Below are 23,427 nucleotides of genomic sequence, written 5' to 3' on the forward strand. Positions count from 1 at the left end.
CTGCCCGCCGGGCCGCCGACGCCGCCCAGGCCGAACAGCGCGCCGTGGCCGAGGCCGAGGCGCAGCGCGCCAACGACTTCGCCACCTCGACCCGGCTCGCGGTGCAAAGCTCGCGCAAGCCCACCAGCCGGCCCACCGACTTCTCGCAAGGTGTGGCCGCCGCGCTGGCGCTGGCCGTCGCCACCCCGATCCCCGAGCCCGTCGTCGCGGCCCCCGCTCCCGCGCCGGCGCCGGTGGCCCAGCCCGTCGCCCAGCCCGCGCCGCAGCCGGTGGCCCCGGCCCGCGTCGCCCTGGCCGCGCCCGAGCCCGAGGCCCCCGCGGATCATGACGAGATCGACGAGCCCGAGCCCGTCGGCACCGCGCCCTCGATCCCGACCTCGGCCTCGGTGGCGCAGCGCGCGACCATCGCCAGCGCGATCTCGCTGCGCGACATGAACCTGATCGGGATCTACGGCTCGGCCAAGAACCGGCGCGCGCTGGTGCGACTGGGCAACGGCAAGTACCTTCGCGTGGCCGTGGGCGACCGGCTGGACGGCGGCCGCGTCAGCCAGATCGGCGACGGTCAGCTGATCTATGTGAAGAACGGCCGCAGCCAGGTCCTGAAGATGATCCGCGAGAGCTGATCGCGACCGGTCACGAGCGCGGGACGCAGGCGCCGGCGCCTCTGGCGTCCGCGCGGGCCGCGTGGCACCTTGCCGCGGCCCCGGGCCCCTCCCGCCCGGACCGACGCGAGGACCCCCGATGGACGCCTTCCTGTTCCAGGCGACGCTCTACCTGCTGGCCATGGTCGTGGCCGTTCCCATCGCCTCACGGCTCGGCCTCGGCTCGGTGCTGGGCTATCTGGTCGCGGGGATCGTCATCGGCCCGCTGACCGGGCTGACCGGGGCCGAAATCACCGACCTGCAGCATTTCGCCGAATTCGGCGTGGTGATGATGCTGTTCCTGATCGGGCTGGAACTGGAGCCGCGCGCGCTTTGGGCGATGCGCGACAAGCTGGTGGGCATGGGCGGGCTGCAGGTGCTGGCGACGCTGGCGCTGATCGCGCTGGCGGGGCTGGCGCTGGGGCTGAGCTGGGAAAGCGCGCTGGCGACCGGGGCGATCCTGTCGCTGAGCTCGACCGCGATCGTGCTGCAGACGCTGGACGAGAAGCACCTGATGCAGACCGCCGGCGGGCGGTCGGCCTTCGCGGTGCTGCTGACGCAGGACATCGCGGTGATCCCGATGCTGGCGCTGCTGCCGCTGCTGGCGCTGCCCGGCGCCCGCGCGCTGGCCGAGGGCGAGCATGCCGCGATGCTGCAGTCGCTTCCGGGCTGGCAGGTCACGCTGGTGACGCTGGCGGCGGTGGGCGTGGTGATCCTTGCCGGCCATTACCTGATCCGGCCGGCCTTCCACTTCGTGCAGGCCGCCCGCCTGCGCGAGATCAACACCGCGCTGGCGCTGGCGATCGTCGTCGCCATCGCCTCGCTGATGCTGCTGGTCGGGCTGTCGCCGGCGCTTGGCACCTTCCTGGCCGGCGTGGTGCTGGCGAACTCGGAATTCCGCCACGAGCTCGAATCGGACATCGCGCCCTTCAAGGGGCTGCTGCTGGGCCTGTTCTTCATCACCGTCGGCGCCGGCATCGACATGGACCTGCTGATGTCGAAGCCGCTGCAGCTTCTGGGGCTGGCAGTGGCGCTGATGGCGGGCAAGGGCGTCGTGCTCTACGCGCTGGCGCGGGTCTTCCAGCTGCGGGGCCGCGACCGCTGGCTGTTCACGCTGGGTCTCGCGCAGGCGGGGGAATTCGGCTTCGTGCTGATCTCGTTCACCTCGCAGCAGCGGATCCTGCCGGCCGAGACGGCGCAGCTGCTGATGATGGTCGTCGCCCTGTCGATGCTGCTGACCCCGCTGGTGTTCATCCTCTACGAGCGTCTCGCGCGGCGGATCACCGAAGAGGTGCCCGATGCCGACGAGATCGACGAGGCGCAGCCGATCCTGATCGCCGGCATCGGCCGGTTCGGTCAGGTGGTGAACCGCATGGTCACCATGTCGGGGTTCCGGACCACGGTCATCGACCATGACCTGAACACCATCCGCCTGATGCGCCGCTTCGGCTATCAGGGCTATTTCGGCGACCCGACCCGGCCCGAACTGCTGAAGGCGGCGGGCATCGACAAGGCGAAGATCCTCGTCGTCTGCCTGGACGCGCCCGAAGCGACGACGCATCTGGTCGCCTATGCCCGGCGGATCCGGCCCGACCTGCACATCATCGCCCGCGCCCATGACCGGATCCATGTCTTCCAGCTGTATCAGGCCGGGGCCGACGACATCGTGCGCGAGCTGTTCGACAGCTCGCTGCGCGCGGCGCGCTACGTGCTCGAGAATTCGGGCCTGTCGGAATACGAGGCGGCCGAGGCCGAGAAGATCTTCTTCAAGCTCGACCGCGCGGCGGTGCGCAGCCTGGCCGAGGTCTGGGAGCCGGGCGTGCCGGTCGAGCAGAATGCCAACTACATCCGCCGCTCGCAGGAGCTGAACCGCGAGTTGGAGGCGGCCCTGACCCAGCATTTCCAGCCGACGGGGGAAAGCCCGGCCGCATCGGGGGACTAGGGCCGCGGCAGAGGGGGGGGCTCTGCCCCCCGCCCGTTCCGGGCGCCCCCCGGGATATTTCCGCCAATGCGAAACGCAAAAGGGCCGCCTCGCGGGAGACGGCCCTTCTGTCTGTCTTTCGAAACCGGTCAGGCGGCGCGCGAGACCAGAACGTCGTCGACGGTCTTGGCGGCGCCGGCTTCATCCACGCCCGAAACGGCCGCGACTTCGCGGGTCAGGCGCTCGAGCGCGGCTTCGTAAAGCTGACGCTCGGAATAGGACTGCTCGCGCTGGTCGTCGTTGCGGTGCAGGTCGCGGACCACCTCGGCGATGGCCATCAGGTCACCCGAGTTGATCTTCTGTTCGTATTCCTGCGCCCGGCGCGACCACATCGCGCGCTTCACGCGGGCCTTGCCCTTCAGGGTTTCCAGCGCCTTGGTGACGATGTCCGGAGTCGAGAGCTGACGCATGCCGATTTCGGTCGCCTTGTGCGTCGGCACGCGCAGCGTCATCTTGTCCTTCTCGAACGAGATCACGAACAGCTCGAGCTTCAGCCCGGCGATTTCCTGCTCTTCGATCGACAGGATCTTGCCCACGCCATGCGCGGGATAGACCACATGGTCGTTCGGCCGGAAATCGGTTTTCTTGGTCTTGGTCATTCGGTCGCTTCCTCGCACAGGGCTCAGACCCCAGAGAGACGAAAGCACCCGCCGGACTGGGTCATTGTCCGGTGCGTGCAGGGTTCGTGGCGCTGGAAAACCACCCCGCGGGCGAGCAGCTCCGAAGGTGGCGGGTCAGATCTCCAAGTTCATTGTGACGGAAATATAGCAGATTCTCCCCAGATTTCAAAGCGGCGCGGTGGCGCTCAAGGATTGATCGGGAAGGATAGGAAAACCTGCATTTTCCATGCTCTTAGAGCATGGAGATCACGGGCCGGCGCAGGATTCTCCCGCGCGATCACCGAATCGCGACCGGTCCGGTCGCGTTGGCGCAATCAGTCGCCCTGGCCCGGCGCTTCCGAGAAATACTTCTCGAGCTTGCCGGTCTCGCCGTCGCGCTCTTCGGCGCCCGGCAGCGGGTCGCGCTTCTGGGTGATCACCGGCCAGAGCTCGGAATATTTCCGGTTGAACTCGACCCATTTCTCCATGTCCGGCTCGGTGTCGGGCCGGATCGCGTCGGCGGGGCATTCGGGTTCGCAGACGCCGCAGTCGATGCATTCGTCCGGATGGATGACCAGAGTGTTCTCGCCCTCGTAGAAACAGTCGACCGGACAGACCTCGACGCAGTCGGTGTATTTGCAGGCGATGCAGTTGTCGGTGACGACATAGGTCATGGGACGGGGCCTTCCGGAGGGCTGTCGCGGATCGTCTTGCTGACTACCTGCGCCGCGCGGCCAGCGCAAGCGGCGAGCGGCAGGAAAGTCCATGGTTTCGGGGCACTGGCGCCGGGCGGAACCGCATCCGCCCAAGAGCGCGGCAGCGGGGACGTCATTCGCCCCGGGGAGCCGCTTCCAGATCGTCGTAGAGCGCCTGCGCCTCGGTCGCGGGGCCGCGACGCGCGCCGCAGGAGGCCACGCGGACCACCCGCACCTGCCCCGGCAGTGCAAGCGTCAGCGTGTCGCCGGGGCGCAGGACGTGGCCGGGCTTGGTAACGCGGGTGCCGTTCAGGCGGACCTTGCCCCCCTCGATCAGCGCGACCGAGACCGAGCGGGTCTTGCAGAAACGGGCGAAGAACAGCCACTTGTCCAGCCGGACAGCGTCCTGATCCTCGCCCGCCAAGGCTTACTTCCGGTCGCGCAGCGCGGCCAGCACCGCGAACGGATTGTCGGGGTCGATCTTCTGCTCGCGCGGGGGGCGGGATTCGAACTGGCGGGGCTTCTGCTGTTCGCGGTCCTTCCGGTCGAACTTGCCGCCCTTGCCCTGCGGCTTGCCGCCCTTCGGACGATCGCCACGCTCGGGCCGGTCGCCGCTGCGCTCGGGCTTCGGACCGCCGAAGCGACGCTCGCCACCCTCGCGGTTGCCCCCTTCGCGGGTGCCGCCCTCCCGGTTGCCACGGAAGCCGCCTTCGCGGTTGCCGTCACGGCCGCCTTCGCGGCGCGGGCCGCGCGGACGCGGTGCCCAGGTGAAGGTGTAGTAGGTCTCCTGCTCGACCGCGGGCGCCTCAACCTCTGCCGCGGCGTCTCCCTCGACCGCAGGCTCGGCGGCCACAGGCTCGGCCGCCTCGGCCAGAGGCGAGGTTTCCTCGGGGATCGGGTTCGGCGCGGGGCCCGCTTCGGGCTCGGCGACGGGCTCGGCGGCCGGCGTTTCCGACGGCGCGGTGGCGGCCAGCGGATCCGGGCGGGCCTTGGCACGCTCGGCCTTCTCGGCCTTGTAGCCCAGACCGCCCATCAGGTCCGAGAACTGCTCGAGCGTCATGCCCGTGATCGACAGCATGTCCGGCGTCGCCTCGAAGCCCGCGCGGCTGTCCTTGGCGCGCAGCAGGTCGGCAAGGCGTTCCAGCATGTCGATGCGGATCGCGCGCGTTCCGGCCGGATGATAGCCCGAGAGCGTGTAATAGCCCTTCGGCACGTCGGGCATGTTCGGGATCGTCACCAGCCCCGGCGGCGGGCTTTCGGGGAATTCCTGCAGGTCATGGGCCAGCGACCACAGCACCAGCCGCAGGCGGGTCGGCGCGGGCTTCAGCAGCGCCTGCTGGAAGATCGTGTACTGGCCGAAGCGCACGCCGTGCTTGCGCAGAAGGCCGCGGGCGTCCTGGTCGAGTTCCTTGACCTCGGCGGCCACGGTCTCGCGCGGGATCACGCCCAGGTTCTCGACCAGGCGGAAGGCGAAGCCGCGGGCAAGGCCGGTCAGCGTCTCGTCCGACGACAGCGCCACCAGCGGCTCGAACAGCGTGGCGACGCGGCGGTCGATGAAATGCTGCAGGCGGCGGCGGACCTTCTCGGCCACGTCGGCGCCGGCCTCTTCATCGACGAAGGGCTCGACACCCGGTTTCAGCGGGTCGGCGCCCTTCACGAGCTTGCCCACCGCCGAGTTGCCCCACATCAGGCCGCCCTGCTCGGTGAAGTCGAGCTCGGTGTCCGGCGCATTGTAGAACCGGTCGGCGCGGAGCGAGAACTCCGGGCGCAGCGACTCGTAGGCCGCCTGGCGCAGGGTCTTGGCCTCGTCGGGCGAAGACGTTCCGTCCTGGCGGAAGCGGAACCCTTCCAGACGGCCGACGAACTCGCCCTCGACCGCAACTTCGCCCTTGTCGTTCACCTCGGCCACGAGATGCTCCTTCTGCTTGAGCCGGCGCAGCAGCACGGATGTGCGCCGGTCCACAAATCTTTGGGTCAGAGCACCGTGCAGCGCGTCCGACAGGCGGTCTTCTACCGCGCGAGTCGCCTCGCGCCAATGGCTTTCATCCGCCACCCAGCCCCTGCGTTGTGCAATGTAGGTCCAGGTGCGGATGAAGGACAATCTTTTGGACAAGGCGTCGATGTCGCCCTCGGTCCGGTCGATGCGCTTGATCTGCGTCGCAAGCCAGTCGTCGGCGACATGGCCGGTATCGTGCAGGAAGCCGAAGATCCGGGTCAGCAGCGTCGCGTGCTCGGCATGCGAGATGCCGCGGAAGTCGGGAATCCGGCAGACGTCCCACAGAAGCTTCACGTCGCGCGGGCCCTGGATGCGGCCGCGCACCTCGCCGGCCTCGATCAGCGACTTGAGCGCCATGACGTCGTCATTCTCGCGGGCGCGCAGCAGCCAGGGATCGTCGGTCCCGGCTTCGAGCGAGGCGATCAGCCGTTCCGGCGTGCCGAAGTCGAGATCGGCATTGCGCCACATCAGCTTCTTGATCGGCGCGAAGCGGTGGTTTTCCAGCGCCTCGACGAGGTCGGGGCGGAAGGGGCTGGCCTCGCCGGTGACGCCGAAAGTGCCGGGCTGGGTGTGGCGCCCTGCCCGGCCGGCGATCTGGCCCAGCTCGTGCGGGAAAAGATCGCGCATCCGCCGCCCGTCGAATTTCGCCGTGGCCGAGAAGGCGACGTGATCGATGTCGAGGTTCAGCCCCATCCCGATCGCATCTGTCGCGACAAGGTAATCGACATCGCCGTTCTGGTAGAGCGCGACCTGCGCGTTGCGGGTCCGGGGCGACAGCGCCCCCATCACCACCGCGCAACCGCCCTTCTGCCGGCGGATCAGTTCGGCGATGGCATAGACGTTATCGACCGAAAACCCGACGATGGCCGAGCGTTGCGGCATCCGGCTTATCTTTTTCGAACCGGTATAGGTCAGGGTCGAAAACCGCTCGCGGCTGGTGAACTGCGCTTTGGGCACGAGATCCGCGATGGCGGGCCTCATGGTGTGCGACCCGAGGAACATGGTCTCGATCAGCCCGCGCGCCCGCATCAGCCGGTCGGTGAAGATGTGGCCGCGCTCGGGATCGGCGCAAAGCTGGATCTCGTCCAGTGCAAGGAAATCGGCGCCCAGCCCCTCGGGCATCGCCTCGGTGGTGCAGACCCAGTACTGGGTCCGCTCGGGCACGATGCGTTCCTCGCCGGTGACCAGCGCCACGACCGAGGGGCCGCGCTTGGCGACGATGCGGTCGTAGACCTCGCGCGCCAGAAGGCGCAGCGGCAGGCCGATGATCCCGGTGCGATGGCCGAGCATCCGCTCGATCGCCATGTGGGTCTTGCCCGTGTTGGTGGGCCCGAGGACCGCGGTGATCCTCGATTCGCGTGACATGTCGCGGGAGTCCTAGAGTTCCGTGCCCTCGGTGGAGTGCTCGAGTTTCTCGAGCTGCTCGCGCACGTCGGCCTGATGGGGATTGGCCTTGAGCGAGGCGCGGAACGCCTCTGCCGCGGCCTGCGGATGGTCGAGCTGTTCGAGGATCAGGCCCAGTCCGGCCAGCGCGCCGTAATGATCGGGGTTGAGGGTCAGCACCTGGCGGATGTCGGCCAGCGAGGGCCCGAATTCGCCGGCGGTGAAATAGGCGGTGGCGCGGGCGTTCCAGCCCTCGGCGAAGCCGGGGGCGTGATCGACCAGCGCGGTAAGATGCTCGATTGCGGCGGCACTGTCGCCGGCGGCCAGCGCCGCCTGACCGCGCTGCAGAAGCAGGTCCATTGCCGGCGAGCCCGAGCGCGACCATTCGCGCTGCAGATCGGATTCGGCGCGCTTCCAGTCGGGAGATTCGGGGTTCTGAAGCTCGTCCAGAAGCTCGCGCAACCGGGTCTGGGCGTCGGGAATCGGGGTCGGCCCCTCGTGCGACTCGGCTTCCTGCGGTGCACCGGGAACGGTCAGATCCTGCGCCCCGGCCGGCGCCGCGAACGCGATCACGCCTGCGGCAAGAGCGGCCCACAGCGTCACGACAGGTTTGTGGTTGGCGATGAAGCTGTCCATAACAATACCAAGTGTAGTCGATGCTGCGCGGATTGCGAGAGCCGCGGTGCCCGCGTCAGGATCAAAATTGCAGGATCGGAGTGCGTCGATGAGCGAAGTTGTGGCCAAGGCCGTGGAAAAGCTGAACGAACGGCTGGCGGGGGGCTTCGCGGGCCTCGCGCGGGTGGTGATCGAGGACGAGGGCAGCATCGTCATCGACACCGATGGCGCGCGCGAGGGCGATGCCGAGGCCGACGTGACCCTACGGGCCAGCGCCGAGACCTTCGTAGGCATGCTGAAGGGCGAGGTGAACCCGATGTCGGCCTACATGTCCGGCAAGCTGAAGATCGAGGGCGACATGGGCCAGGCGATGAGCCTCGGGTCGGCGCTGGCCTGAGCCATGGCCGCGGCCGAGGATTTCGGCGCGGCCGGGGCCGCGCCCTTTCATGCCGGGGTGGCCGAAGGGCCGGCCTCGGGCCATGCGGTCTGGGTCAGGACCCGCGACGGGCTGCGGCTGCGCGTCGGGCTCTGGCCGCATCCGGGCGCGCGCGGCACGGCGCTGATCTTCCCCGGGCGCACCGAATTCGTCGAGAAATACGGCGCCGTGGCGGCCGGGCTTGCCGCGCGGGGTCTGGCGACGGCGGCCGTGGACTGGCGCGGACAGGGGCTGGCGGATCGCCAGCTGTCGGACCCGATGACCGGCCATGTGATGCGCTTCGAGGACTACCAGCAGGATGTCGCGGCCTATCTGGGCGCGGTGCGGGCCGCCAGCCTGCCGGCGCCGATGGTGCTGGTCGCGCATTCGATGGGCGGCGCGATCGGGCTGCGGGCGCTGCATGAGGGTCTGCCGGTGGTCGGCGCCTGCTTCTCGGCCCCGATGTGGGGGCTGGCGCTGAAGGGCGCGGTGATGCCGGCGGCCTGGGTGCTGTCCTGGGCCGCGGGGCGGCTCGGGTTCGGGCACCGCTACGCGCCGGGCACCGGACCCGATCCCTATGTGGGCGCGGCGGCGATGGCGGGCAACGTGCTGACCTCGGACCCGCAGGAATTCGCGCGGATGCAGCGCCAGCTGGCCGCGCATCCCGAGCTGGCGCTGGGGGGGCCGAGCCTTGGCTGGCTGGGGGCAGCGCTGCTGGAAACGCGGGCGCTGCGGCGGCAGGCGATGCCCGCGCTGCCCTGCCATGTCGCGGTCGGCACGAACGAGCGGGTCGTCGATCCCGAGGCCGTGGCCGCCGGGGCGGCGCGCTGGTCGGGCGCGAGCTTCGCGCGGATGGAGGGGGCCGAGCACGAGATCCTGATGGAGCGGCCCGGGATTCGCGGCGCCTTCCTCGACCGGATCGCCAAGATGATCTGAGGTCCGGGGCTCTGCCCCGGGCCCCGGGATATTTCCGCCAGCAAGAAATCAGGCGGTCAGACCGTCAGGCTGCGGGCGGGGCCACGATCGTCATCGCGGGGTCGAGACGGCCTGCGAGGTAGTCGCCGATCGCGCCGGCGGCCATCAGGCCGGTGGCGCGGAAGCCGCGGTCGCCCATGCCCGCCAGATGCGGGGTCAGCATCACGTTCGGCACGTCGCGCAGCGGCTCGTCGGCGCGGATCGGCTCCTGTGCCAGCACGTCGAGCCCGGCGCCGCCGAGATGCCCTGCGCGCAGGCTGTCGGCCAGCGCCACCTCGTCGATCAGCCCGCCGCGGGCGGTGTTGATGACGATCGCACCGGCGGGCAGCGCCGCAAGCTCGGCCGCGCCGATCATGTCGCGGGTGGCGGGGCTGAGCGGCAGGTGCAGCGACAGCACATCCGTCACCGGCAGCACCGCGGCCAGCGAGGCCGCGACCGGCAGCCCCTCGTCCGTGGCCCCGCCCGCGCGCCGCGGCCAGACCACGGTCACCGCCATGCCGAAGGCCTGCGCCAGCCGCGCCACCTTCTGCGCCGAGGCGCCCCAGCCGACCACCGTCAGCCGCCGCCCTTCCAGATCGCGGATCGCGATCGCCGGATCGGGCCGCGCCGCGATCCGCTGCGCCGAGAGCGAGCGCGCGAGGCCGAGGATCAGCATCATCGCCTGTTCGGCGACCGAGCCGGAATTGGCGCCGGGCGTGTTGGTCACCGCGATCCCCGCGGCCTTCGCGGCAGCGAGGTCGATGTTGTCGACCCCCGCCCCGTGCTTGGCGATGATCTTCAGCCGCGGGGCGGCGGCGATGCGGTCGGCCCCCAGCTTCATCGTGCGGACCAGCACCGCCTCTGCCTCGGCCAGCGCGGCCATCAGATCGGCGGGGCGGTCGATCACGTCATGGCCGGCGGCGGCAAGCTCGACGAGCGTGTCGGGATGGACCGGCTCGGTCACGAGAACGCGCATGGCGTCTCCTTTCGGTCTTCTCAGATGGTGACGCGCACGAAGCTTTCGCGCAGCGCGTTGGACCAGGCCTCGGACATCGCCTTGAACTGGGGGTCCCCGGCCTCGATCCGGCGGCGCATGGTGACGCGGCAGTCGTCCGCCCGGATCACGGTCATGTCGAGCGGCATGCCCACCGACAGGTTCGAGCGCAGGGTCGAATCCATCGACAGCAGCACCGCCTTCTGCGCGTCGGCCAGGCTGGTCGTCGGCTTCACCACCCGGTCGAGGATCGGCTTGCCGTATTTGTGCTCGCCGATCTGCAGGAAGGGCGTGTCTTCGGTCGCCTCGATGAAGTTGCCTTCGGGATAGATCAGGAACATGCGCATCGCGCCGCCCGCCCGCTGGCCGGCGACGATCATCGAGGCCGAGGTCGAGACCTTCGAGGCCTGCATCTTCTCGTCGATCGACTGGCGCACGCCCGACAGCGTGTCGCCGATGATCTGCGCGACCTTCAGCATGGTCGGCGCCAGCATGATCGAGGTATGGGCCGTCGCATCCTCGTCCTCGATCGCCTCGCGCAGCTTGGCGATGGTGGTCTGGGTGACCGACAGCGAGCCCGCGGTCAGGATCGCGATCACCCGCTCTCCCGGCTGCTCGAAGACGAAGGTCTTCTTGTAGATCGCGATATTGTCCAGCCCGGCGTTCGTCCGTGTGTCGGACAGAAGCACCATGCCCTCGTCAAGCAGAAGGCCCACGCAGTACGTCATTGATAGTCCCCGAAGCGCGCCCTGCCCGACCCCACGGACAGGTGCGGCGCGACCCTATTGCTGGACGGCCGCGACCGCAACCGCCACATCGAGCGTCTCTCCGATCTGGCCCAGCGCCACGCCGCGGATCGGTGCCGCATCGCGGGCGTCGAAGCCGGAACCCAGCCGGATGTAGCGTTCGTCCGGGCAGCAGGCATTGGCCGCATCGAAGCCCACCCATCCCAGACCGTCGATGAAGATCTCCGCCCAGGCATGGGCGGCGTCATGGCTTGCTCCTTCGGCATCGGCCAGAAGGTAGCCCGAGACATAACGCGCGGGGATGAACATCGCCCTAGCGGCGGCGATCATCGCATGGGCATGGTCCTGGCAGACGCCCTCGCCCAGCGCCAGCGCCTCGGCGGCGGTGGTATGGGCCTCGGTCGCGCCGGGGACATAGGCGATGGCCTCGCTGACCGCGGCGGACAGGCGGTGCGCGAAATCGAGCGTGTCGCGGGCCTTGGCCTTCGCCGTCTCGCCCATCGCGGTCAGCGCCGCATCGGCGCGGGTCGGATGGGTCTCGCGCAGCCAGGCCTCGGGCGGCACCTGCTCGCGGAAGCCGCGCAGCACGCCCGCCATGTCGGTGGTGGTCACCTCGCCGGTGACGCGCACGGTGATCTCGTCCACCGGGCCCTTCACCGACCAGCTTTCGATCACGTCGCCCGAGCCGTCGCGGAAGCGCGCGCCCATGGCTCCGCCGTCGACGGCGATCTTCCACTGGATCGCCCGCTGCCCGTCGCAGGCCGAGGGCGTCAGGCGCAGGCTCTGCACCGCCGCGCGGATCGGCGCGTCATAGCGGTAGGTCGTCACATGGCTGACGGTCAGGATCATTGCGCCTCTCCGGTCAGGTAGACACCGCTCACCGAGGCCGACAGCGTGCCGATCTTGCCGATGAAGCGGGTGAGGAACTCATGTAGGCCTTCCTCGAAGATGTCGTCGACGGTCATCTCGGACAGCTCGCCCAGCAGGCTGCGGGCCTGGCTCTGCACCGGGCTCGAGGCGCGGTAGTTCCGCGCGAGCCGGTCGAGATGGCTGACGACGCCGTCGACCGAGGTGATCAGCGAGCGCGGCGACATCGGGTTCAGGATCAGGAAATGCGCGATCTTCGCCGCGGTGATCTCGCCGCCATAGGCCCAGTGGAAGGCACGGTGCGAGGACATGGCGCGCAGCAGCGTCTGCCACTGGTAGGTGTCGAGGCCCGAGCCCACGAATTCCACCCGCGGCAGCAGGACGTAGTATTTCACGTCCAGCATCCGCGCCGTCGCGTCGCCGCGTTCCAGCTTGTAGCCGAGGTTCAGGAAGTCCCAGCCGTCAGAGCGCAGCAGGGTCGAGTCGATGGCGCCGCGGACCAGCGCGCAGGTGCGCAGGGTCCATTCGGTCAGCCGCGAGAGCTCCAGTTCGCTGCGCGGGCGGCGTTCCAGCTGCTTCAGCTCCTGGAAGGCCGAGTTCAGCGCGTCCCAGACCTGGCTGGTCATCGCGGTGCGCACGATGCGCGCGTTCTCGCGGGCGCGGCCGATGCAGGTCGCGACTGACGAGGGGTTCTCCTTGTCGAAGAACAGGTAGCTTTCGATGTTGCGCTGCACCGGGTCGCCATACTTGTGCTGGAAGCCCTCGGCGGTGCCCGAGGCCTGCAGCAGGCTGTCCCATTCGCTGCGGTAGCCATGCCCGGCCGAGGGCAAGAGCGCGATGCGCCCGCCCACTTCCAGCAGGCGCGCCATGGTCTCGGCCCGCTCCATGTAGCGACCAATCCAATAGAGGTTGTCGGCGGTTCTGCTCAGCATGTCCGTTACTCCGCCAGAACCCAGGTGTCCTTGACCCCGCCACCCTGGCTGGAGTTCACGACGAGCGATCCCTCCTTCAGCGCGACGCGGGTCAGCCCGCCCGGAACAAGCTCGATCCGCTCGCCCACCAGGCAGTAGGGCCGCAGGTCGACATGGCGCGGCGCCACGCCCTCGTCCACGAAGGTGGGCACGGTGGACAGCGCCAGCGTCGGCTGGGCGATGTAGTTCTCGGGGTCGGCGATGATGCGCTCGCGGAAGCTCGCGATCTGTTCCTTGGTGGACTTCGGCCCCACCAGCATCCCGTAGCCGCCCGAGCCATGGACCTCCTTCACCACCAGCTCGCCGAGGTTCGCCAGCACATGCTTCAGGTCGTCGGTCTTGGCGCACTGCCAGGTCGGCACGTTTTCCAGGATCGGCGTCTCGCCCAGGTAGAAGCGGATCATCTCGGGCACGAAGGTATAGACCGCCTTGTCGTCGGCCACGCCCGCGCCCGGCGCGGAACAGATCGTCACACCGCCCGAGCGATAGACATCCATCAGCCCCGGCACACCCAGCATCGAGTCGGGACGGAAGCAGAGCGGGTCGATAAAGGCGTCGTCGATCCGGCGATAGATCACGTCGAGCTTCTTCGGCCCTTCGGTGGTGCGCATCCAGACGAAGCCGTCGCGCACGAAGAGATCCGCGCCCTCGACCAGTTCCACCCCCATCAGGTCGGCAAGGAACGAGTGTTCGTAATAGGCCGAGTTGAAATGGCCAGGCGTCAGGATCGCGATCGTGGGCTCGCGGTCGCATTTCGCCGGCGCCACCGAGGCGAGCGTGCGGCGCAGCAGTTCCGCATAGCCGTCGACCGGCTCGATCCGGTTCGCTTGGAAGAGGCCCGGGAACATCCGCATCATGATCTCGCGGTTCTCCAGCATGTAGGAGACACCCGAGGGCGTGCGGCAGTTGTCCTCCAGCACGTAGAACTGGTCGGGACCGGTGCGGACAAGGTCGATGCCGACGATGTGGCTGTAGACCCCGCGCGGCGGGGTGAAGCCGACCACAGCCTTCTCATAAGCCTCGTTGCGGTAGACGAGGCGCGAGGGGATCTTGCCCGCCTTGATGATCTCGCCCCGCCCGTAGACGTCGGTGAGGAAGGCATTGAGCGCGCGGGCGCGCTGCTTGATGCCGCGTTCGAGCTTGCGCCATTCGTCCTGCGCGAAGACGCGCGGGAACATGTCGAAGGGGATCAGCCGGTCGGGATCGCCGCCCTCGCCGTAGACGGCGAAGGTGATGCCGATGCGGCGGAACAGCTCCTCGGCCTCGGCCTGCTTCATCTGCCGAAGCTCGGCGGGCATCTTGCCCATCCAGTCCTGCAGCTGGCGGTAGGGCACGCGCACCTCGCGGCCCTGGTACATCTCGTTGAAGTATTCGGTCGCCATGCGGCCGCCGCCCCCCTGCCGATCGTTCCGGTCACTGGCCCTGTTCGAGTCGGGCCTCTCCTCTCAGGTTTAGGCAGCGACCGGGGCAGAGGAAAGGGCAGCCGTCGAGGCTTCCTGCCGAGGCGCCCGGAACTGCGCCCGTTTATCATGCACTTGATCAATAAACGCGCAATCCCGTCGTGATGGGCCGCGACGCAGGGTCCACCGCGGGGTCCTGCCGCTGCCGGAACCGCACCCGCGCGACAGGGTTGCCCCCGGGACGGCCCTCGGCAGCCGTCCCGGGCGCGGCCCCGACCGCCGCCCCGACGCCCGTTCCGTGACCGCCAAAGGATCCAAGCCCGTGAGCCGCGCCCCCGTCCTGACCTTCACCGACCGCGGCATCCACTGCCCCGCGGGGGACTTCTACATCGACCCCTGGCGGCCGGTCGACCGGGCCATCGTCACCCATGCCCATTCCGACCACGCCCGGCCCGGCATGCGCCGGTATCTCGCGACGCCGCGCAGCCTTGCCGCGATGCGCCACCGTCTGGGCGAGATCGAGGCCGCGCCCCTGCCCTATGGCGAGCGGATGCGGATCGGCGCGGCCACGGTCTCGCTGCACCCCGCCGGGCATGTCCCGGGCTCGGCGCAGGTCCGGGTCGAGGTGGCGGGCGAGGTCTGGGTGGTCTCGGGCGACTACAAGACCGAGGAGGACGGGCTTTCGGAACCCTTCGAACCAGTCGCCTGCCATGCCTTCATCTCGGAATGCACCTTCGGCCTGCCGGTGTTCCGCTGGCGCCCGGAAGCCGAGCTGCGCGCCGAGATCGCCGGCTGGTGGGCAGCCTGTCGCGCCGAGGGCCGCACCGCGGTGATCGGCGCCTACTCGCTGGGCAAGGCGCAGCGGGTGCTGAACGCGCTCGACCCACAGGCGGGCCCGATCCTCACCCATGGCGCGGTCGAAGAGATGTGCCGCGTCCTGCGCGCCGAGGGCGTGCCGCTGCCGCCCACGACCCGGGTGACGCCCGAGGTGACGCGCAAGACGCACCCCGGCGCGATCGTGGTGGCGCCGCCCTCGGCGCTCGGCACGCCCTGGGCGCGCCGCTTCGGGCCGACCTCGCAGGCCTTCGCCTCGGGCTGGATGCGGCTGCGCGGGATCCGCCGCCGCCGCGCCGTCGACCGCGGCTTCGTGATGTCGGATCATGCCGACTGGGACGGGCTCAATGCCGCGATCCGCGCCACCGGGGCCGAGCGCGTCTTCGTCACCCACGGCTACACCCAGCCCTTCCGCCGCTGGCTTGAAACGCAGGGCTACGAGGCCGGCATCGTCGCCACGGACTGGCAGGGCGAAGAGGCGGACACCGCCCCGGAGGACAGCGCATGAGCCCGCGCGCGGACGGGGGCGCTGCCCCCGCGGCCTTCGGCCTTCCCCCGGGATATTTTCACCAGTGCGAAAAGCGGAAGATCTTGCTGCTTTCGCACTGGCTCAAATATCCCGGGGGTGAGCGGGCGCAGCCTACGAGGGGGCAGCGCCCCCTCTCGCGAGGCTGGCCATGAAGCGCTTCGCCCGCCTCTTCGCCGCCCTCGACACCACCACCCGCACCTCAGAGAAGGTCGCGGCGCTTGCCGCCTATTTCCGCGAGGCGCGCGAACCCGACCGGCTCTGGACCATCGCGCTGCTCTCAGGCCGGCGGCCGAAGCGTGCCGTCACCTCGACCCGGCTTGCGGAATGGGCCGCAGAGGTCGCAGGCCTGCCCGCCTGGCTCTTCGAGGAAAGCTACGCAGTCACCGGCGACCTCGCCGAGACCATCGCCCTGATCCTGCCCGAGGCATCTTCCGGGGCGGACCTCTCCCTTTCCGACTGGATCCAGCGGATCCGGGCGCTGCCCCGGCTGGACGAGGCCGAGCGGCGCGCTGAGGTGCTGGCCGCCTGGGGGCAGCTCGACGGCACCGAGCGCTTCCTGTTCAACAAGCTTCTGACCGGCGGCTTCCGCATGGGCGTCGCGCAAGGCCTGATGGTGCGCGCGCTGGCCGAGGCGACGGGGCGCGACGAGCCGGACCTCGCCCTGCGCCTGATGGGCGACTGGTCGCCCGACAGCACCAGCTTCGCCGCCCTCGTGCTGTCCGAGAACCCCGCCGCCGACCTGTCGCGGCCCTATCCCTTCTGCCTCGCCCATCCGCTCGAAGCCGCACCCGAGAGCCTTGGCGCGCCCGCCGACTGGGCGGCCGACTGGAAATGGGACGGCATCCGCGGCCAGGCAGTGCTGCGCGAGGGCGCTTTCGCGCTCTGGTCGCGGGGCGAGGAGCTGGTGACCGACCGCTTCCCCGAGCTTTCCGAACTCGCCGACCGTCTGCCGCAGGGCACCGTCGTCGATGGCGAGATCCTCGTCTGGAAGGACGGCCGCCCCCTGCCCTTCGCCGCCCTGCAGCCCCGCATCGGGCGCAAGACGGTAGGCCGAAAGCTGCTGTCAGAGGCGCCGGTGATCCTGATGGCCTATGACCTGATGGAGCACGAGGGCCGCGACATCCGCGACCTGCCCTTCGCCGAGCGTCGGGCGCGGCTGGAAGCGATCGCCGCCACCGTCCCCGACACCGCGCCCTTCCGCCTGTCGCCCCTGATCGCCTTCGACGACTGGCCCGCGCTCGCCGCCCTGCGCGAGACCGCCACGGCGCGCGCGGCCGAGGGCGTGATGCTGAAATCCCGCGCCTCGCCCTATCACACCGGGCGCAAGCGCGGCGACTGGTGGAAATGGAAGGTCGACCCGATGAGCCTCGACGCCGTGATGGTCTATGCCCAGGCCGGGCACGGGCGGCGCGCGAACCTCTACACCGACTTCACCTTCGCGCTCTGGGACGGCAACGATCTCGTGCCGGTCACCAAGGCCTATTCCGGTCTGACCGATGCCGAATTCGCCGAGATCACCCGCTGGGTGGGCAAGCACACGCAGGAGCGCTTCGGCCCGGTGCGCCGGGTGGTGCCGGACCTCGTGTTCGAGATCGCCTTCGAAGGCATCCAGCGCTCGACCCGCCACAAGTCGGGCATCGCGCTGCGCTTTCCGCGCATGGTGCGCTGGCGGCGCGACAAGCCCGCCGCCGAGGCCGACACGCTGGACGCGGCCGAGGCGCTGCTGGCGTCCCGCGCCTGACGTCCCGCGTCTTGGGCATCGTGGCCAGACCTTGCGCCCCGCCGCCCCCAATGCCTAAGTCGGGAACAACGCGTCACGTGAAAGAGGTCCCCGATGATCCGCCAGCCCCAGCCGCTCTTCGATGCCAATGCCAGCGCCGGCGGCGCCTTCGGCACCCTGCCGGAATGGGACCTGAGCGATCTCTACCCCGCGCCCGATGCCCCCGAATTCACCCGCGACATGACCTGGCTGGAAGCCGAATGCGCCAGCTTCGCCGATGCCTACGAGGGCAAGCTGGCCGGTCTTTCCGCGGAGGATATGCTGACCTGCATCCGGCGCTACGAGAAGATCGACGTCGTGGCCGGGCGGATCATGTCCTACGCCGGCCTGCGCTACTACCAGAACACCATGGACGCCGCGCGCGCCAAGTTCATGGCCGATGCGCAGGACCGCATGACCGCCTTCACGACGCCGCTCGTGTTCTTCAGCCTTGAATTCAACCGGATCGATGATGCGGTCTACGAGGCGGCGATGGCGGCCAATGCCGATCTGGCGCGCTATCGCCCGGTGCTGGACAGGATGCGCGCGATGCGCCCCCACCAGCTGTCGGACGAGCTGGAGAAGTTCCTGCACGACCAGTCGACCGTCGGCTCGGCCGCCTGGAACCGGCTCTTCGACGAGACGATGGCCGGCCTGATGTTCGAGGTCGAGGGCGAGCCCGAGGCGCTGAACCTCGAAGCCACGCTGAATCTGCTGTCGGAACAGGACCGCGCCCGGCGCGAGGCGGCCTCGCGCGCGCTGGCGAAGGTCTTCGGCGCCAACATCAAGCTCTTCGCCCGCGTCCACAACACGCTGGCCAAGGAGAAGGAGATCGAGGACCGCTGGCGCAAGATGCCCTCGCCCCAGTACGGCCGGCACCTGTCGAACCATGTCGAGCCCGAGGTGGTCGAGGCGCTGCGCAATGCCGTGGTCGCGGCCTATCCGCGGCTGTCGCACCGCTATTACCGGCTGAAGGCCAAGTGGCTGGGGCTGGAAAAGCTGCAGGTCTGGGACCGCAACGCGCCCCTGCCGCAGGAAGACCCGGCGCCGGTGACGTGGGACCGGGCGCGCGACATGGTGATGGGCGCCTATGCGGGCTTCGACCCCGAGATGGCGACGATCGCCGAGCCGTTCTTCGACAAGGGCTGGATCGATGCGGGCGTGAAGCCCGGCAAGGCGCCCGGCGCCTTCGCGCATCCGACCGTGACCGAGGTGCATCCCTACGTGATGCTGAACTACCTTGGCAAACCGCGCGACGTGATGACGCTGGCGCATGAACTGGGCCACGGCGTGCACCAGGTGCTGGCGGCGGGCCAGGGCGAGATGCTGTCCTCGACCCCGCTCACCCTGGCGGAAACCGCGAGCGTTTTCGGCGAGATGCTGACCTTCCGCGCGCTGCTGGCGCAGGCGAAGACCCCCGGCGAGCGCAAGACGCTGCTCGCCGGCAAGGTCGAGGACATGATCAACACGGTCGTGCGCCAGATCGCCTTCTACGATTTCGAGTGCAAGCTGCACGCCGCCCGCCGCGAAGGCGAACTGACGCCCGAGGACATCAACGCGCTGTGGATGTCGATCCAGGGCGAATCCCTGGGCGATGCCTTCGAGTTCATGGAGGGCTACGAGACCTTCTGGTCCTACATCCCCCACTTCGTGCATTCGCCCTTCTACGTCTATGCCTATGCCTTCGGCGACGGGCTGGTGAACGCCCTCTACGCCGCCTACGAGGACGGGCTGCCGGACTTCCAGGCCAAGTATTTCGAGATGCTGAAGGCCGGCGGCTCGAAGCACCACAAGGAGCTGTTGGCGCCCTTCGGCCTCGACGCCTCGGACCCGGCGTTCTGGGACAAGGGCCTGTCGATGATCGAGGGGATGATCGACGAGCTAGAGGCCATGGAAGCCTGAGGCGCCCCCCGGGCGGCGCAGTGCCGCCCGGACCCGCACCGGGGGAGCCCAGCCGCCCCCTGCGGCACCCTGCCCTGCGCGGCCGCTGTCGTCGATCCCGTCGACCGGGTGCCGCCATTGCCGTCTTGGCATGGCGGGCCGGGACTTTCCTGTGCAAGGCGCGAGACCACGGGCGCTCTTGCCCATGAACGCCCCGCGGGGCAGAGGCGGATCGATGGTGCCGCACCGCGAGATCGCACTGGCCGTCGCCATGAAGACGGACGTCGTGCAGACATCGCCCGTGGCTGCGGCGACCCGGTCCGGTTTGAATTCCACGTCGCGGTACTTCCCCGGCTCGCATCGGACGCTGCGCATCGCCCGATACGGTGGCCCCCAGGCCGGCGACCGTTCCGGGACGAGATCGCCCGCGAGCGCCGGCAGCGCCCGGCCTCTCGCGCCCTGGCCTGCACTCCCCGGCAACTGCGTCGGCGCCCCGCGATCACTGGTCGCTTGCCAGCCCCTCGCGTCGGAACGGCACCGCGCGTCAGCGTGGCCGCGGGGGAGCTGGACCCCCGCCCCCCGGGAACCAGACAGGCCGCGCCGAACCACGTCTTCCCAGCACGAGCGCGGAGGAACCCCTTCCGCCGGATCGTGCGCCGGCAATATTCCCGCGCGCTGCCGAACAACGGGTGCCTCGCCGGGACAGAGCGCACGCGGGAGGACCGCGTAAGCCGGCCAAGCGTCCCGCGCCGCACGCAGAGCACCGGGCCGCCCGGCCACAGGACACCGGCCTTCACGGCACTCTCGCGAAGCCCAAGGCCTCCACGGCAGCTTTCGCCGCGGCCCACGCCATTCGCTTCCGGGCGCTCGCCGCCGGTGCGCCAGCTTCATCGGGATGCCGAGCGGCGCCAGCCTCTGCTGGGGTCACGGGCGCACGATGCGCCCTACAGTTGCCGTGGCCGCCGGTCGAAGGGCACCGGCGAAGCGCGGGCACCCGGGCCCGGCTCTCAACCCTCGACGCGCTGGCCCTGACGCATCGGCATGCGGTCGATCGTGTCGAGCAGCGTCTCGATCGCGATCGGGCGGGCCTCGTCCATCTTCACCCCGCCATCGAGGCCGACCAGCAGCATCCGGAACCCCTCGACGCCGAAGCCGGTGCGCAGGCGACCTGCGGCCTCGGGCGCGGTGTCGCTCAGCACGACGATCCGCCGTTCGGCCAGCGCGGCCGACCGGGCCTGCAGCGCGGCCATCGCCGCGCGATACTGCGGATCGTCGGCCGAAGGCGCGAAGATCAGCACCGGCCGCGCCTGCCAGCGGAAATCGTCGAGATCGCCCCGGTCAGGCGACAGGCTGCGCAACGGCGCGGCCTCGACGGACAGCGCGGTGGCGGCGAAAAGAACGGGTGTCAGCAGTCGGGACAGCAAGGGAGGCTCCTTCCGGGACAAGGTTCGGAAGGAAGACGTCGGGAGCGCGCGATCGGATCACCGCCCCGGTGCCGGCACCGCGGCCGGCCGGCGATCAGCCGCCCAGCGCCACCTCTGCCAGAAGGCCAAGGTGGTTCGACCCCAGCCCGGCGCCGAAGGGCTTCAGGCTGACCAGCCGCGCGCCGCCGCGCACGAACATGTTGTCGATCGGCACACCGGCCCAGCCCGAGCCTACCGGCCAGGTCGGCACCGGAACCCGCGCCGCCCGCAGGCCGCTTTCATCAAGCAGCGCCCGGTTCATCCGCCCCCAGGGCGCGGCATTGAAATCGCCCGCCACCAGCACCGGGCCGGCGATGTCATGCAGCAGGTCCTGCACCTGTTCCGTGGTGCGGATCGCGGGCTCCAGCGTCCAGGGCTTCAGCGCCTGCAGCGCCGCCAAGGTCAGCACGCGGCCGTCGCCCAGCTCGACCTGCGCCTCGCGCAGCCGCCCGTCCCATTGCGCGGGCACCCGGCCCGAAGGCTCGCCCGAGAACGGCAGCTTCGACAGGATCACCACGTTGCAGGCCCGGTCGCAGCCCAACATGTTCGGATAGGTCCGCCGCAGCTCGGGCAGCGCCTTGCGCATCGCCTCGCTCTCGGCCAGCGCCACCACATCGGCGCCGCTGTCCTCGACCGCCTTGGCGATGCGGCCCGCATTCGCCTCGTTGGTGATCAGCGTGTTGAAGAACAGCACCCTGACCGCCACCTGCGCATCGCGCTGCAGCGGCAGCGAGCGCTGCAGGTGCCCCAGCATGAACCAGCCCGCGAAGCCGGCAACGACCAGACCGGTCACAAGCCCGATCCGCCAGGCGCCCAGCACCCCGGCCACGATCGACAGCAAGAGGCCTGCCAGCAGGAATTGCGGCGCGAGGCTGTCGAGGATCCGTGCCAGCGCCGAGACCGGAAGCGTGTCCCCGATCATCCCCGGCACCACGCCCCCCGCAAGCGACAGCGCCGCCAGACAGAGCACGGCACCGATCAGGCGCTGGCGGAAGGTGTTCATCATGCGTCGCCCCTTTTCCGAACATTCCCCCGGCGCGTGGCCTCCGCCGGGGCGCGCGCCAACCTAAGCATCACGCCCCCGCGCGCAACCGCTGCCGCGGGGGCGCGGCGGACATTGGCCGATCACGATCGCGCGCCCTTCGCCAAAACCGGGGCCCCCGCAGCGCTTGCGGGATTGCCGGCATCCGCGCGCAGAAAGCGAAACCGCCTTGCGGGCCTGCCTTCTGGGATGATGACCCCCTCGCGCTCCGCGTCGCGTTGGCCGCGGAGCGCAGGCCCCCGGCGACCGGCATCCTGAGCGCCCGATGCGCGATCCGGCGTGGTGGGGAGGCCTCGGCGAGGCAGCACGCAAAGCGATGACGCACCGCGAGAGAGGGAGGAGAGCTGCGCGACCGGGCCATGCCCGGAGGGGCAACCGGCAGCGGCGCGGCGGGGTGCGACCCGGCGCACCGGCCCATGACATGACGGGCACGGCGCTGCGATGCACCGCGCAACAGTCGCGAACGCCCCGCGTCCGAACGCGACGGGGCCGCGCTGGTGGCGCGGCCCCTCGGGTCTGTCCTGCCTCGGGCGCGGCGCCCGGGCATCAGGCGGTGGCGAGCATGCCGCGGTCGCGGGCCAGCTCCTGCATCCGCTTCTGCAGCTTCTCGAAGGCGCGCACCTCGATCTGGCGGATCCGCTCGCGGCTGACGTCGTATTGCGACGACAGATCCTCGAGCGTGGCCGGGTTCTCGGTCAGGCGGCGCTGGACGAGGATGTCCTTCTCGCGGTCGTTCAGCACGTCCATCGCGCCCGCCAGCAGCTCGCGCCGCGCCTCGAGCTCGTCGCGCGCCTCGAAATCGCCGGCCTGGTCGGCGCTCTCATCCTCGAGCCAGTCCTGCCACTGCGTCGCGCTGTCGCCGTCCGAGCCCACCATCGCGTTCAGCGAGGCGTCGCCCCCCGACAGCCGGCGGTTCATCGCGATGACCTCGTCTTCCGAGACGTTCAGGTCCTTGGCGATCTGCGCGACGTTTTCGGGGCGCAGGTCGCCCTCTTCCAGCGCGCCGATCTTCGACTTGGCTTTGCGCAGGTTGAAGAACAGCTTCTTCTGCGCCGAGGTGGTGCCCAGTTTCACCAGCGACCACGAGCGCAGGATGTATTCCTGGATCGCGGCGCGGATCCACCACATCGCGTAGGTCGCCAGACGGAAGCCCTTTTCGGGATCGAAGCGCTTCACCGCCTGCATCAGGCCGACGTTGGCTTCGGAAATCACCTCGGCCTGTGGCAGTCCATAGCCGCGGTAGCCCATCGCGATCTTGGCGGCGAGGCGAAGGTGGCTGGTCACCAGACGGTGGGCGGCGCCCGCGTTCTGGTTTTCGACCCAGTTCTTCGCCAGCATGTATTCCTCTTCCGGCTCCAGCAGCGGGAACTTGCGGATCTCCTGCAGGTAGCGGTTCAGACCCTGTTCGGGGCTGGGGGCGGGAAGGTTGGCATAGGTGCTCATGTCTGCCCTTTCCGGGGCGCCCGTGCGACGCAGCGCCCCCTGTTAGCCGTCCGATCATCGGCACGGCACGTTACACAAAGATTACCCGGTTCTTAAATCCGTCCTAAACCGCGGCGCCGGGGCCGCTTCGTCGGATCCTCGATCAGGCAACGCCCCCAGCCCGGATCGGTTCGATACATGGGTGCGTGAACATTTCAACTGAAGATGAACTAAACCGCA

General features: G+C 69.7%; 19 protein-coding genes and 1 pseudogene. 7 read left to right on the forward strand and 13 right to left on the reverse strand.

All coding sequences use genetic code 11. From position 1 onward, the window contains the following. Both V8J36_RS10955 and V8J36_RS10960 read left to right on the forward strand, forming a co-directional pair. Positions 1-623, forward strand: a pseudogene (locus V8J36_RS10955) (hypothetical protein); the annotation flags it as partial. 118 nt (positions 624-741) lie between these two features. Next, positions 742-2,583, forward strand: a complete 1,842-nt coding sequence (locus tag V8J36_RS10960) for a cation:proton antiporter domain-containing protein (protein WP_336467318.1) — start codon at positions 742-744, stop codon at positions 2,581-2,583. Positions 2,584-2,711: 128 nt separating this feature from the next. Here the strand turns inward: V8J36_RS10960 and V8J36_RS10965 are convergent, their stop codons facing one another. The 5 genes from V8J36_RS10965 to V8J36_RS10985 form a co-directional block, all read right to left on the reverse strand. Next, positions 2,712-3,221 (reverse strand): CarD family transcriptional regulator, encoded by a 510-nt coding sequence (locus V8J36_RS10965; RefSeq protein ID WP_336462457.1) that lies wholly within the window; start codon positions 3,219-3,221, stop codon positions 2,712-2,714. Between the two features lie 335 nt (positions 3,222-3,556). Further along, positions 3,557-3,895 (reverse strand): ferredoxin FdxA, encoded by a 339-nt coding sequence (gene fdxA / locus V8J36_RS10970; protein ID WP_336467319.1) that lies wholly within the window; start codon positions 3,893-3,895, stop codon positions 3,557-3,559. 154 nt (positions 3,896-4,049) lie between these two features. Further along, positions 4,050-4,340: an RNA-binding S4 domain-containing protein gene (locus tag V8J36_RS10975; RefSeq protein ID WP_336467320.1), complete on the reverse strand. Its 291-nt coding sequence runs from the start codon at positions 4,338-4,340 to the stop codon at positions 4,050-4,052. A 3-nt stretch (positions 4,341-4,343) separates the two neighbouring features. Further along, entirely contained in the window at positions 4,344-7,277 is a 2,934-nt protein-coding gene (locus tag V8J36_RS10980; RefSeq protein ID WP_336467321.1) for a helicase-related protein, read from the reverse strand. A 12-nt stretch (positions 7,278-7,289) separates the two neighbouring features. After that, positions 7,290-7,931, reverse strand: a complete 642-nt coding sequence (locus V8J36_RS10985) for a tetratricopeptide repeat protein (protein ID WP_336467322.1) — start codon at positions 7,929-7,931, stop codon at positions 7,290-7,292. A gap of 88 nt (positions 7,932-8,019) precedes the next feature. Between V8J36_RS10985 and V8J36_RS10990 the strand changes: the two genes are divergently transcribed. Both V8J36_RS10990 and V8J36_RS10995 read left to right on the forward strand, forming a co-directional pair. Then, a complete protein-coding gene (locus V8J36_RS10990; protein WP_336467323.1) occupies positions 8,020-8,307 on the forward strand; it encodes an SCP2 sterol-binding domain-containing protein in 288 nt (95 codons plus the stop codon). A gap of 3 nt (positions 8,308-8,310) precedes the next feature. After that, a complete protein-coding gene (locus tag V8J36_RS10995) occupies positions 8,311-9,261 on the forward strand; it encodes an alpha/beta hydrolase (protein ID WP_336467324.1) in 951 nt (316 codons plus the stop codon). Between the two features lie 64 nt (positions 9,262-9,325). Here V8J36_RS10995 and V8J36_RS11000 read toward each other — a convergent pair whose 3' ends face one another. Genes V8J36_RS11000 through V8J36_RS11020 form a run of 5 tightly spaced genes read right to left on the reverse strand, consistent with a single transcriptional unit; the run spans position 9,326 to position 14,239 of the window. After that, positions 9,326-10,255: an NAD(P)-dependent oxidoreductase gene (locus tag V8J36_RS11000; RefSeq protein WP_336467325.1), complete on the reverse strand. Its 930-nt coding sequence runs from the start codon at positions 10,253-10,255 to the stop codon at positions 9,326-9,328. Positions 10,256-10,275: 20 nt separating this feature from the next. Next, positions 10,276-11,001, reverse strand: a complete 726-nt coding sequence (locus V8J36_RS11005) for a proteasome-type protease (protein ID WP_336467326.1) — start codon at positions 10,999-11,001, stop codon at positions 10,276-10,278. A 54-nt stretch (positions 11,002-11,055) separates the two neighbouring features. Further along, positions 11,056-11,868, reverse strand: a complete 813-nt coding sequence (locus tag V8J36_RS11010; protein WP_336467327.1) for a transglutaminase family protein — start codon at positions 11,866-11,868, stop codon at positions 11,056-11,058. After that, the gene (locus V8J36_RS11015) at positions 11,865-12,818 is read right to left on the reverse strand and encodes an alpha-E domain-containing protein (protein ID WP_336467328.1); all 954 of its coding nucleotides are present in this window, start codon (positions 12,816-12,818) and stop codon (positions 11,865-11,867) included. Before V8J36_RS11015 ends, V8J36_RS11010 begins: the two co-directional genes overlap by 4 nt. A gap of 5 nt (positions 12,819-12,823) precedes the next feature. Then, complete coding sequence (locus tag V8J36_RS11020) at positions 12,824-14,239, reverse strand: circularly permuted type 2 ATP-grasp protein (RefSeq protein WP_336467329.1); 1,416 nt, start codon at positions 14,237-14,239, stop codon at positions 12,824-12,826. Positions 14,240-14,579: 340 nt separating this feature from the next. On the opposite strand from V8J36_RS11020, the gene V8J36_RS11025 reads away from it, so the two are divergent. From V8J36_RS11025 to V8J36_RS11035, 3 genes are all read left to right on the forward strand, one after another. Next, positions 14,580-15,599, forward strand: coding sequence for a ligase-associated DNA damage response exonuclease (locus V8J36_RS11025; RefSeq protein WP_336467330.1), 1,020 nt, complete (start codon positions 14,580-14,582; stop codon positions 15,597-15,599). 169 nt (positions 15,600-15,768) lie between these two features. Next, positions 15,769-17,361: an ATP-dependent DNA ligase gene (locus V8J36_RS11030; RefSeq protein ID WP_336467331.1), complete on the forward strand. Its 1,593-nt coding sequence runs from the start codon at positions 15,769-15,771 to the stop codon at positions 17,359-17,361. A 93-nt stretch (positions 17,362-17,454) separates the two neighbouring features. Then, complete coding sequence (locus V8J36_RS11035; protein ID WP_336467332.1) at positions 17,455-19,281, forward strand: M3 family oligoendopeptidase; 1,827 nt, start codon at positions 17,455-17,457, stop codon at positions 19,279-19,281. 986 nt (positions 19,282-20,267) lie between these two features. On the opposite strand, the gene V8J36_RS11040 is transcribed toward V8J36_RS11035, so the two are convergent. The 3 genes from V8J36_RS11040 to rpoH form a co-directional block, all read right to left on the reverse strand. Further along, entirely contained in the window at positions 20,268-20,684 is a 417-nt protein-coding gene (locus tag V8J36_RS11040) for a DUF4174 domain-containing protein (RefSeq protein ID WP_336467333.1), read from the reverse strand. Between the two features lie 94 nt (positions 20,685-20,778). Continuing rightward, a complete protein-coding gene (locus V8J36_RS11045; RefSeq protein ID WP_336467334.1) occupies positions 20,779-21,729 on the reverse strand; it encodes an endonuclease/exonuclease/phosphatase family protein in 951 nt (316 codons plus the stop codon). Positions 21,730-22,311: 582 nt separating this feature from the next. Continuing rightward, a complete protein-coding gene (gene rpoH / locus V8J36_RS11050; RefSeq protein WP_336467335.1) occupies positions 22,312-23,208 on the reverse strand; it encodes an RNA polymerase sigma factor RpoH in 897 nt (298 codons plus the stop codon). Between the last annotated feature and the right edge of the window lie 219 nt (positions 23,209-23,427).

The organism is Frigidibacter sp. MR17.14 (assembly GCF_037095735.1).
In the GTDB taxonomy this organism is placed as follows: domain Bacteria; phylum Pseudomonadota; class Alphaproteobacteria; order Rhodobacterales; family Rhodobacteraceae; genus Frigidibacter.